The organism is Emticicia agri, from assembly GCF_004168285.1.
GTDB classification, from domain to species: domain Bacteria; phylum Bacteroidota; class Bacteroidia; order Cytophagales; family Spirosomataceae; genus Emticicia; species Emticicia agri.
On the sequence record NZ_SEWF01000020.1, the window covers coordinates 24,915 to 37,269 of the forward strand.

Consider the following 12,355-nt stretch of genomic DNA (forward strand, 5'->3'; position numbering starts at 1 on the left):
CCAGTATCGGTTGCGGTTGGCAGAAATGGCGGTTGAGAGTAATCAAAGCACTGTCATACACATTACCTACGGGGTAATTTGTGTTTTGAGAAAGTGCGATATCTTCGTTAAAAAATGCCATTTTATTTTGCAATAATACAAGTTATCCGAATGATTTCAAAATAGCCAACATTTTCAGGCTTCTTTCTTAGGGGCAATTTCGGAAACTTAACAAATCTTTAAAAAAACATTCCTAAATTGCATTGTCCATTCAAAAATGCAAATGGTTGAATCTAAAAGTATGAGTGGGGTAGCCCAGACAGAAGAACGCCCAAAAGAATCAAGACTGCTTATATTGTTTTTCCTACACAATTTTTTTATTAGTATAGGAACCGTCTTAGTATATGTATCAGCTAACTTAATTTTACTCGAACACCACCCCGAAGTATCCTTACCTGTTGCTTATATTGCTTCTACTTTTGCCATGATGGGCGTAGGTAAGATTTATGAATATTATGAACACCATCTGGTTTTAAAGAAACTTAGCGTCAGAGTTTTATTAGCCGTATTGGTGCTATCAATCATTATTGGCACAATCCTGTTTTTTAATCATTCTACTATTGTGGCCATTGGCATCATGGTGGGGTTCAGGGTTATTTATTTGTTAGTGAATTTAGAGTTCTGGGGTGTTTCGGCACTGGTCTTTGATGTGCGGCAAAGTAAAAGGCTTTTTAGTGTAATCGGGTCTGGCGATGTGCCAGCCAAAGCCATTGGGGCAATTCTGGCGGCACTTATTCATTCTACTTCAGTGCTGGCTATTCTGGTACTGGTGGCTTTTGTTACTTTTCTTTTAGCTTTTTTTACCCAGAAACGCACTTTTGAACTTACCGAAATACCCAGCCATCATCAGAATAAAATCCGTCGCCCTACCGAATCAAAAATGGTAGAAACGCTTTTTGGTGGTAGTCGTTTGGTTTTTGAAATGTGTATTGGTCTGGTAGCCATAGCGGCATCGGCTACGTGGGTTGAGTATAATTTCTTTGTGAATGTAAAGTATAAATTCCACAGCCAGCACGATGTCATTCAGTTTGTGGGGTATTTATTAGCCATTACTTATGCTATTTCTACCATAGTAAAGCTACTGTTTTCGAGCAAGGTTATTGATAAATTCGGGCTTAAAAATGCCTTGTTGTTGTTGCCGATAGGGACTTTATTAATGTCGGTTTTACTGGTGGGTATGTCGTCTTATCAGCACGACGATAGTTCGCTCTTATTCGATTTCAGTGCTGCTTATCTGTGTTTTGAAGTATTGAGAAGAACAGCTTTCGACCCTGTTTTTTTGGTGATGTTTCAACCACTATCAACACAACAGCGATTGAAAGGACATACGCTGGCAAAAGGCTTTTATGAGCCGCTTGGAATGGGTATTGCCGGTATTCTGTTGCTGATTGCTTACTTTGTTCATTCGTCTGAAATCTGGATAGCCTTTGCTTTTACAGTACTATTGTCGTTACTGGCGTTATTTTTTCTGAACAAAGCCTACAAACGCTATATTATAGAGTTGAAAAATGCCCTGAGCAAACGCTTTCTGAAAAGCAATGAACTGGTGGTACAGGGCGATGCACTCGGAATTATTTTAAAGAACCTGACAAGCGATAAACCAGAAGAAGTAATCAGTGCCATTGACTGGATAGTGAAGTTTGAGCCTAAAGTGATTCAGCATCAGGTAGAGTTATTATTAAAGAATAAATCTGATAAAGTGCGTCTGCATATTCTGACAGTTATCAGAAATATGCACTTACATTTAGATGCAGAGTTTTTGAGGATTTTTAATGAAAATGAAACAGACCCGCTTGCCCGGCGTATTTCGGCAGAAATAGCCTGCGCATCAGCCTCTTCGCCTGAACAACGTTCCCATTATCTGAACGCTAAAAATATTTATACAGTCGAGGGGGCTATTATAGCCTGTTGGAAACTGCAAAGAACTGAGGCAAAAGCAAAACTTGATGCATTATGCGCCAGTACAGAGCCCTCGCATATCTATGTGGCTTTGGAGATTATAGCGTTTCTGCATCTGAAAGAGTATGAAACTTTTGTAAGAATATGCCTTGAAAAAGAAACAGGAGAGATAAAAGAGAAAGCCATAGAGGTAGCAGGATCTGTTGATTCGCCTGTGCTGATAAAAAGTCTTGTACAATTATTAGAAGACCGCTTATGGGGCAAAAAAGCCATCAACAGCCTGATAAAATCAGGGGGAAGAGGTTTTGAGGAGGTAGAGGCATTATCGAAAGGGGGCGATACCGGATTATTACAAAAAGTGGTATTATTCAGCGAAAAATACCAAAGCCTTGCCAGTGAAAGGTTGTTGATACGCCTGGCGCAGAATGAGTCGCTGCATGTAAGGCAGATGGCGCTGAAAGTATTAAGCAGACGAACCAATGCAGAGGATTATGAGGCCATGTTTGAAAAACTACTGCAGGAAGAACTGGCGCATGCCTATCAGGTATTACATGGATTTATTACCTTGAAAGACACTTTACTGCAATATGAACTGGGGCAATCATCGAACCGAATTTTTTATCTGCTGATGCTGCTTTATGATAAAGATATGGTACAGGATGCCATGATGGGCGTAGAACATTCGTCGAAAGAGAAAAGAGCTAATGCCTTAGAGATTTTAGATAATATTATTCCGAGGGATATTTATAAGTGCCTGCACGCCATGTTAGATGAAACCGAGGTTGATAAAAAGATAGCAGTATTTGATGCGTATTTTAATAAAGGTATTAAAACCAAGCCTATTGTACAATATGTGCTGGAAAAAGGTAACCTTGCATTTGGCGACTGGACTATTGTAATGGCTTTGCGTCAATGGGAGTTTAAGGCCAATAAAAACCAGCTTTTTGAAAAATATATTGGCTCACAGAAAAAACTTCTGAACGAAGCCACCAAAGAGATTATACTCAATAACCCGGATTTAACAGAAAAATATAAAGATATTTTAGCTATGCAACACGGACATGATGAAAACGAAATATCTGAACTGGAGCGAGTAATTGTATTGAAAAATACACAGTTATTCTCTGAAACCCCCGAGAACGTGCTGACCTCAATTGTGCCGATTATGAACGAAGTAACGTATCATGAAGGACAGGAGATTTTTCAGAAAGGGGCCATAGGCAATTGTATGTACGTAATATACTCTGGCGAAATCGGGATTGTTGACCATGATGTAGTTTTTGCTACTTTTGGCAAGGGTGATATTTTTGGCGAATTAGCCTTGCTCGATTCAGAGCCTCGCTCGGCAACGGCTTTGGTTAAAAGCGATGCCCTGCTATTCAGAATTGACCAGGACGATTTCTACGACCTGATGGAAGAGCGAGACGAATTACTGAGAAGTGTATTAAGAATTCTCTGCCAGCGCATACGTGCCCAGAATGATAAACTAAGAAGATTGTCGGTGCAGTGAGTTTATATTGAGTGAATTAGCGATTGAGTGATTTAATCTAAGTGGTGCGATGATTTTCATAAATCTTAGTTGGTCTGCTAACTCACAATTTATAACCATTCACTCAATTTCCATCTTCGCCTTTAGTTCTTCAATGCGTTTGAGTTTGTTAGGGGTACGCCATTGGTTAGCCGTGTCTGTCCAATAGTGGTGGCTTTCAAGAAATTGTATCTGTAGTTTATTCCAGCTATTCCTATCTGTTACCATTTCACGTTCTTTTAATTCCTCATAAAGAGAGTCGGAAATAGGCCAGAAGTCTTCACGCCCTAAATAATCAAGGTCGGCATCTGCCATAATTTTTTCCAGATGCGTATGCGCATTCTGCGGTATTTTAGTAGTCATTATCAGACTACATATAGTCTCAATTTCTTCATCAGAATAATCGAAATCAGGTAAGGATAATCTGGCCAGACGGCAACTTTCTTCCTCATGCCCCTTGTAGGTACTGATAAAACCTGAATCGTGGTAGAGTGCTGCTGTCTGCAACAATAGCAAGGTCTCTTTGTCATTGATTCCCTCTGCTATAGCTATCTGCAACACGGCTTTGCACACATCAATAGTGTGGTGTACGCCATGATAAAATAATGTAGCAGATAAACTATCTTCTAATTTGTCAAAAACATAGGCTTCTGCCTTTTCAAAATTCATTTGTACTTCAGGTTTGGCTGATAGGAAAACTACTCTTAATAGTTCCGGGTTTTTATATTGCAAATATTATGACAAATTTTATTCAAATAATCCTGTTGCTATACTTTTTTCTGACTAAAAACATAAACTGTCTTTAACTAATACCTTAAAATTGTAATTTGCAGGATTCTTCGCTATTTTTGGTTGAGAATGATGGTAGAGACACCAACCCGACAAAACATTGAGTATTTTGTAGCCAAACTAACATTTACCCGACTTATTCTGAAAACACTATGAAAGTTGATTACAGCGAAATGGTGGAAAAAGGCATATTTACATTTTTTGTAATACGCTTTTTACGCAACTATTACGATACACCTAACCGATACCCGGAACTCGACAAGATATTGCAGAGAACCTGGTTATTTGTAATACCACTTTTCTTATTGGCAGGTTTGCCCGGTATGAAATTCATTAACGACTGGTATTACGAGGTGTTTATTCTGGTAGGAGCATTTCTTATTTACAGGGCCAGATACAACCGCAATACACGTACTTTGTTTACGGCTGTTCTACCTGTGGTAATCATGATTTTTATCAATACGTTTTTTGAATTTTTGTTCCCTTCATTTTATAAAGAATATGAAGAAATATTCGGTACAGCTTATGGGTTCTCTTTTTTCTGGATGATTGGTTTTGGTATTTATGCACATAAGCAAAATAAAGTAGAACAAACCCAGCGGCAGAAAACCGAAGAAGAGCGAATCAGGAATGAGGCCAAAAAGCAGGAACTGGAATATCAGGTAGCAGAACGAACGGCTGAACTTACCAAACAGAAAAACGAACTCGAAGAAACCATTGCCGAACTAAGAGCTACACAGAACCAGTTAGTACAGGCTGAAAAAATGGCTTCTCTGGGCGAATTAACCGCAGGTATAGCCCACGAAATACAGAATCCGCTGAATTTTGTGAATAATTTCTCTGAATTGAGTGTGGAATTAGCCAAAGAATTGCAGGAAGAATTGGACAGAGAAGATCAGGATAAAGATTTAATTGTAGATTTGGTAAGTGATTTGGTGCAGAATCAGGAAAAAATCAACCATCATGGCAAGCGGGCCGCAAGTATTGTTCGTGGTATGTTGCAACACTCACGCACTAGTACCGGACAAAAAGAAGAAACAAATATGAACGACCTGGCCGATGAATACCTGCGGTTGTCGTATCATGGACTAAGAGCTAAAGACAAAACATTTAATGCCGACTTCAAGACACACTTAGACCCTAAAGTACCTAAAGTAAATATTATTCCACAGGATTTCGGGCGTGTATTGCTGAATCTGTTTAATAATGGATTTTACGCAGTGCAACAAAAAGCAAAGCTGGGTATTGATGGGTATAAACCTATGGTAGAAGTAACCACAGAATTTCTGGAAAAAGAGGAAGAAATTGTGATTAAAGTACGTGACAACGGCACGGGTATTCCAGAAAGTGTCAGAAACAAGATTTTTCAGCCATTTTTTACTACTAAACCAACCGGACAAGGCACAGGCTTAGGTTTGTCGTTAGCCTTTGATATTATCACCAAAGGACATGGTGGTGTATTAGAAGTAAATTCAACAGAAGGAGAAGGAACTGAGTTTGTGATTACTATACCTGTGAATTAATATATTTAGTGATTTAGTAAATGAGCGGCCGCCGCGCGGTGATTGCGTGATTATTTAAAGCTCTGTAAATTAATCAATTAATCACCGCGCGGCGGCCGCTAAATCACTCAATTTTAAGAAATATAAGAAGATATTAGAAAATAAATGAAGCATTTTTACCTGTTTATTATACTGCTGATAGGCTTACAGGCACAAGGCCAGAAACCAAGGAAATTTACTCCGATTGATTCTATTCCCATGTATGGAGTTACGCTGAGTAACCACTGGAAATGGCATGCCGGAGACAATCCGGCATGGGCGAAACCTGAATTTAATGATAGCCTTTGGGATAAACTTCAGGTGGCTGAATCTATCGAAGAGTTTCCGAAACTGCGTGAGTCTGAAATAGCCTGGTTCAGAAGACCTATACAAGTTACACAGGCATTGGTAAACAAGCCGCTCTCTATCAGTGTCAAACAGATGGGAGCCTCCGAAATTTACCTTGATGGTAAACTCTTGCATAAGCTGGGGGTAGTAAGTAAGAACGACGACGAAGAACAGACGAAGGTTTCTACTACCTCGTTGCCCATTGTTTTGTCTGATACCAACAAGCATGTATTGGCTGTTAGGTACTCATTTTCCAAAGATAATTTCTATTACCCTGGTACCAACTCCGAAACCTTTCATCTGAGAGTACATAGAGCGCAGGACGTAGGTAAGTTTTTTGAAGAACAGGCCAATCGTACTTCCGGATTCTTTTATTTTTTTACGGGTATTTTTCTGATTTTTACTATTCTTCATTTTTCATTTTATGCCTCAAACAGAGCGAGAAAAGTAAGTTTAAGTTTGGGGCTCACCATGCTGGCATTGACACTGGCATTTTTTCTGAGAAGTATAGAAAGTTACCAGACCGAAATTTCATCAAAAGAAGTGTATGGGCTACTTTCGGTTATCACTACCTATGCCGGTGTTTTTCTCATCAATGTGTCGTTATACCAATACCTGAATCAGAAATTTGGTATTATCTTTTATGTACAGGCCTTGTTGGTAACAATCAGTATGTTCAGTTATATTTTTAACTGGGATATGCCTTATTCTGTGGAGGCATGGCTGCCGTTTCTCTTGTTGTTTGTTGACTTTATCAGGGTCAGTATCCTTGCCGATCGAAGAAAAGATTCAAATGCTAAAGTACCTATTTACTCGCTGCTTGTAGTAGCCGGTTGTGCCTTACTTTCTATTATTGTTTTATTTATTGAGGGTACCACAGGTAATGGGTCGGGCAGTATTATTATGAATCTGGGTATATTCTTTATAATCATTATGTTTTTTAGTATTCCTATTGGTTTATCGCTATCGCTGGTAAGAGAATACACCCGAACACATCAGGCACTTAGTAAGAAACTGGTAGAAATAGAAAAACTATCTGCTGAAAATCTGGCGTATGAACAGGAAAAACAACAGATATTGGCAGCACAGAATGAAATACTGGAAAAGGAAGTAGCCGAAAGAACCGCAGAGTTAGCGCAATCATTACAAGAACTGAAAGTTACTCAAAGTCAGTTAATTCAGAGTGAGAAACTGGCTTCATTAGGCGAGCTAACCGCAGGCATTGCTCATGAAATACAAAATCCACTGAATTTTGTGAATAATTTTTCTGAACTGAGTAAGGAACTGATTGAGGAACTGAAAGAAGAACGGGAGAAAGAAAAAAGCAAACGGGATGAAGAACTGGAAGAAGAACTATTAGGAGACATTGCACAGAACCTTGAAAAAATAAATCATCATGGCAAGCGGGCAAGCAGTATCGTAAAAGGGATGCTCGAACACTCACGCACAAGCTCGGGCAAAAAAGAACCAACCGATGTGAACGCTATGGCCGATGAATACCTGCGTCTGGCGTATCATGGCATAAGAGCCAAAGACAAAAGTTTCAATGCCGATTTTAAAGCCATTCTTGATGAAAGCATACCGATGATTCAGCTGATTACCCAGGATTTTGGCAGAGTATTGCTGAACCTTATCAATAATGCCTTTTATGCCGTAAAAGATATGCAGGGCAAAGGGCAGGTAATAGTGCGTACAAAAAAACTGACCGACAGTATTGAAATACGGGTGAGCGATAATGGTACAGGTATTCCGGAGCATATAAAAGCAAAAATTTTTCAGCCCTTCTTTACTACAAAACCTACCGGACAAGGCACCGGATTAGGCTTGTCGCTGACTTATGATATTGTTACCAAAAGCCATAATGGGTCTATAGAAGTGGAAACAAAAGAGAGAGAGGGAACAATGTTTATCATCAAATTGCCTTATCTTTGAAATATATTTAATTGCTTAACCCAAGTATTATGAAAATATTAGTAGTTGATGACGAAGAAGATGTAAGAACTTTATTCCAACAACGTTTTCGTCGGGAAATCAGGGCAGGTGAATTTGATTTTGCTTTTAGTGGCTCAGGAGAAGAAGCGCTGAAATACCTTGAAGGCCAGGATTCAGAAGCAGTACTGATTTTATCTGACATTAATATGCCCGGCATGAGTGGGTTAGAACTGCTGAAACAAATCCGGACAACCTCTCCGAGTGCACCGCCTACCATCATGATGATTACTGCTTATGGGGATGAAGAAAGCCACGCCCAGGCGCTTAGATTAGGAGCTAACGATTTCCTGACCAAGCCTTTAGATTTTGTAGAACTCAAACAAAAACTTGTAAGTTCGATATGAACGCTAAGATAATGGTTGTGGACGATGAGGCAGATTTAGAAACACTCATCAAACAGAAATTCCGCCGACAAATCAGAGAAAAAACATACGAATTCAGCTTTGCGCAGAATGGTGCCGAAGCACTTAAAATATTACAGGAGTTTCCGGATATTGATATGATATTGAGTGATATTAATATGCCGGAAATGGATGGACTGACCCTTTTGAGTAAAATTTCCGACAATCATCCGCTTTTAAAGGCGGTTATTGTTTCGGCTTATGGCGATATGGACAATATCAGAATTGCCATGAACCGGGGTGCTTTTGATTTTTTAACTAAGCCTATCAATTTCGAAGACCTTGAAGTAACGGTTGAAAAAACCATCAAGCACGTAGTTCAACTACGCCAGACCTTACAGGCTATCAAAGAAAACAACATCCTGAAAATGTATGTCGATGAAACAGTCCTGAAATTTATGAATAGTCAGGAATTTGAAAAATCACTTACTGCCAACGAAACTATTCAGGCCACGGTTGTTTTCATTGATATTTGTGGTTTTACGTCCATTTCAGAAAAAGAGTCGCCCGATATAGTAGTAAACCTGATTAATAAATACTTTGATGTAATGGTGAAAGGTATTATAGACCAGGGAGGATACGTAGATAAGTTTATGGGTGATGCCGTTATGGCGGTTTTTAAAGGTGATTACCACATTGACCGTGCCATTGAGGCCTCGCTGGCTGTCCGCTCAGCTATTGATAAAATTGAAGAGGTATTGCCTAATCATGCTACTTATCTGCCTAAGGTATCTATCGGTATCAATACCGGTGAAATGATTTCGGGTAATATAGGCTCGGCTTCACTGAAACGCCTTGACTATACCGTTATAGGTGATGCCGTGAATACAGCCCAACGATTGCAGTCGGCCGCTAAACCGTCGCAGATTATTATCAGCGAAGCAACCTATGAGCAGGTAAAAGAGTCTTTTAATTGTAAGGAAGTAGGGGAGGTAACTCTGAAAAATAAGTCAAAAACTGTAAAACTCTACGAAGTAGTGGCGTAACACGGAATGATATTCCGTGTTTTTCATACTGTTTTTTGATGAATTATAATTTTTTGAAATAAACGAGACATATTTATTACGTATATATCAAATTTTATAGGCTAAAAGGAACGAGCTGCCATTATTTAGGGTTATATAATTGAATAAGAATAGCATCTTGGCTATTTTGGTTGTATCTTTGCAGCCTAATTTTTTTAGTTTCTATCAGAGAATACTACAATCAGAGTCAAGAATCATTTAAAATAAAGCTTAAAAATGCTCACTATCAGTAATTTACATGCGAGAATTGAGGAGAAAGAGATATTACGTGGAATAAATTTTGAGGTAAAACCGGGCGAGGTTCATGCAATTATGGGACCAAACGGCTCAGGAAAAAGTACACTTGCTTCAGTGCTGGCAGGTAGAGAAGATTATGAAATAACCAATGGTACTGTTGAGTTCAATGGTAAAGATTTATTAGATATGTCTCCTGAAGAAAGAGCCGCAGAGGGAATCTTTCTTGCCTTTCAGTACCCTGTCGAAATCCCGGGTGTAACTACCGTTAATTTCCTTAAAACTGCTATCAACGAAATACGTAAATATAACGGACAGGAATCTTTAGATGCAGCGCAGTTTCTGAAAAGAATGAAGGAGAAAGCAAAATTGGTGAAAATTGACGATACTTTGTTAAGACGTTCGCTGAATGAAGGGTTCTCTGGCGGAGAAAAAAAACGGAATGAGATTTTTCAGATGGCTATGTTAGAGCCACAATTATGTATTCTTGACGAAACTGATTCAGGGCTTGATATTGATGCTTTAAGAATTGTAGCCGAAGGTGTAAACAAACTAAGAGACGAAAAACGTTCATTTATTGTAGTAACGCACTATCAACGCTTGTTAGATTATATCGTGCCAGACTTTGTACACGTATTATACAAAGGAAGAATCGTGAAATCGGGTACTAAAGATTTGGCACTTGAACTGGAAGAAAAAGGTTATGACTGGATTAAAGCAGAAGTTGATTCGCTTGAAGTAGCTTAACCCATCTACCCAATTATGATAATTATTCAGGTAGCTGATAGCCCCAGACCCATAGGTCATTACTCGCATGCAATTGTGAGTAACGGTTATGTATTTACGTCAGGTATTCTACCCATCAGAATAAAAACCTCCGAAAAACTACCTGTTGATGCTGCCATAGAAGAGCAGATTGCTGCGGTTTTTGATAACCTGAAGCAGATTCTGGAAGAAGCAGGCAGTAGCCTCGAAAAAGTTGTGAAAACAACGATATATATTGCAGACGGAGAACACTGGGGGATTGTCAACCAATTGTATGCCGGATTGTTCGGAAGTCACAGACCTGCAAGGTCTATCATTCCGGTTAAAGAATTACACTTTGGTTATAAAATAGAATTAGAAGCAGTAGCAGAATTATAAGATGAGTTCTATAGAAAATACAGATTTAAAAAATCAATTAATTGCTGATTTTCAGACTTTACAAACCCAACTGAATGGCAAAAGCCTTTTGCCTGTTAATCAGTTGCGTAGCGAAGCCATGAAAAACTTCGCTCAACTGGGTTTCCCGACTATCAGACATGAGGAATGGAAATACAGCAATGTGTCGAGCCTTGTAAAACAAAACTACAATTTTGAAGCAAGTTCTGATTTCAGCAATAAAGATTTAAAAGAAATACATCTGCCACATCTGAAAGGCAATGTATTGTACTTTGTTAATGGCGTATTTCATGCAGAATTATCCCATATCGAAAGCCCGGGCGAACACCTGCAGGTAGTGCCTTTTGCCGAAGCGCAAGAGAAAATGCCCGAGGTAATCAATCGCTATTTTGCCCAATATGCCGACTATAAAAATGACGCTTTCACTGCCCTGAATACAGCTTTGGCAAAAGATGGGGTAGTGGTGCATATAGCAGATAATAAAACTTTAGAAGAGCCCGTTATCCTTCGTTTTATTGGCGATACCCGTAAAGAAGACGTTGGCTCACAGGTAAGAAACCTGATTGTAGTAGGCAAAAACGCTGAAGTGAAAATAGCAGAAGCCTACCGTACTATAGGTGATAATAAATATTTTATTAATACTGTTACAGAGTTTGTGCTTTTTGAAGATGCAAGAGCAGATTATTACAAAGTGCAAAACGAAAGCGACAAAACGCATCATATTGGCACTACACAGGTTTATCAGCAAGACAGAAGTTACTTCTACTCGGCTACAGTTACAGTAAACGGTGGTTTTGTAAGAAATAACCTGAATATTGTTTTAGACGGCGAGCATATAGAGAGCCACATGTATGGACTGTATTTACCAACAGGCAAGCAACACGTAGATAACCATACTCTGGTTGACCACCGCAAACCTAATTGCCAGAGTAATGAGCTGTATAAGGGGATTCTGATGGATAAATCGACAGGGGTTTTCAATGGTAAAATCTTTGTACGTCAGGATGCACAAAAAACCAATGCTTATCAGAACTGCCGCAATGTGGTAACTACCGATGAGGCAACCATGAATACCAAACCGCAGTTAGAGATATGGGCTGATGATGTGAAATGTTCACACGGTACTACTACAGGTAAACTGAATGATGAAGCTATTTTCTATATGCAGTCGCGTGGGATTCCGAAGAAAGAGGCAATTCGTTTGCAGTTATTAGCTTTTGCCGAAGATGTAGTGTCTCAAATCAAAATCGACTCTATCAAAGAATACCTTGAAGGATTGATTGTTGATAAACTGGCAAGTTTAGGAAAGTAAGGAATTATAACGTATATATTGAAAATCTCCATAGTGCTATGGAGATTTTTTTGTGGACTTACCCTCCATTTAATCAATAACCCATA

9 protein-coding genes are annotated in these 12,355 nt (G+C 39.0%); 8 read left to right on the plus strand and 1 reads right to left on the minus strand.

Annotation, left to right across the window (positions count from 1 at the left end; all coding sequences use genetic code 11):
- Positions 1-262: 262 nt before the first annotated feature.
- Positions 263-3,448 (plus strand): cyclic nucleotide-binding domain-containing protein, encoded by a 3,186-nt coding sequence (locus tag EWM59_RS14405; RefSeq protein WP_165372184.1) that lies wholly within the window; start codon positions 263-265, stop codon positions 3,446-3,448.
- Positions 3,449-3,547: 99 nt separating this feature from the next.
- Here the strand turns inward: EWM59_RS14405 and EWM59_RS14410 are convergent, their stop codons facing one another.
- A complete protein-coding gene (locus tag EWM59_RS14410; protein ID WP_229239363.1) occupies positions 3,548-4,198 on the minus strand; it encodes an HD domain-containing protein in 651 nt (216 codons plus the stop codon).
- 209 nt (positions 4,199-4,407) lie between these two features.
- Here EWM59_RS14410 and EWM59_RS14415 point away from each other — a divergent pair, with 209 nt between their 5' ends.
- From EWM59_RS14415 to sufD, 7 genes are all read left to right on the plus strand, one after another.
- Entirely contained in the window at positions 4,408-5,778 is a 1,371-nt protein-coding gene (locus EWM59_RS14415) for an ATP-binding protein (RefSeq protein WP_130021735.1), read from the plus strand.
- Between the two features lie 144 nt (positions 5,779-5,922).
- The gene (locus tag EWM59_RS28405) at positions 5,923-8,076 is read left to right on the plus strand and encodes a sensor histidine kinase (RefSeq protein ID WP_229239364.1); all 2,154 of its coding nucleotides are present in this window, start codon (positions 5,923-5,925) and stop codon (positions 8,074-8,076) included.
- Positions 8,077-8,105: 29 nt separating this feature from the next.
- A complete protein-coding gene (locus EWM59_RS14425; RefSeq protein WP_130021737.1) occupies positions 8,106-8,480 on the plus strand; it encodes a response regulator in 375 nt (124 codons plus the stop codon).
- Entirely contained in the window at positions 8,477-9,523 is a 1,047-nt protein-coding gene (locus tag EWM59_RS14430) for an adenylate/guanylate cyclase domain-containing protein (RefSeq protein ID WP_130021739.1), read from the plus strand. Before EWM59_RS14425 ends, EWM59_RS14430 begins: the two co-directional genes overlap by 4 nt.
- Before the next feature lie 255 nt (positions 9,524-9,778).
- Positions 9,779-10,543, plus strand: coding sequence for a Fe-S cluster assembly ATPase SufC (gene sufC / locus EWM59_RS14435; RefSeq protein WP_130021741.1), 765 nt, complete (start codon positions 9,779-9,781; stop codon positions 10,541-10,543).
- A 15-nt stretch (positions 10,544-10,558) separates the two neighbouring features.
- The gene (locus tag EWM59_RS14440; protein WP_130021743.1) at positions 10,559-10,939 is read left to right on the plus strand and encodes a RidA family protein; all 381 of its coding nucleotides are present in this window, start codon (positions 10,559-10,561) and stop codon (positions 10,937-10,939) included.
- 1 nt (position 10,940) lies between these two features.
- Positions 10,941-12,269, plus strand: coding sequence for a Fe-S cluster assembly protein SufD (gene sufD / locus EWM59_RS14445; protein WP_130021745.1), 1,329 nt, complete (start codon positions 10,941-10,943; stop codon positions 12,267-12,269).
- The last annotated feature ends 86 nt before the right edge of the window (positions 12,270-12,355 follow it).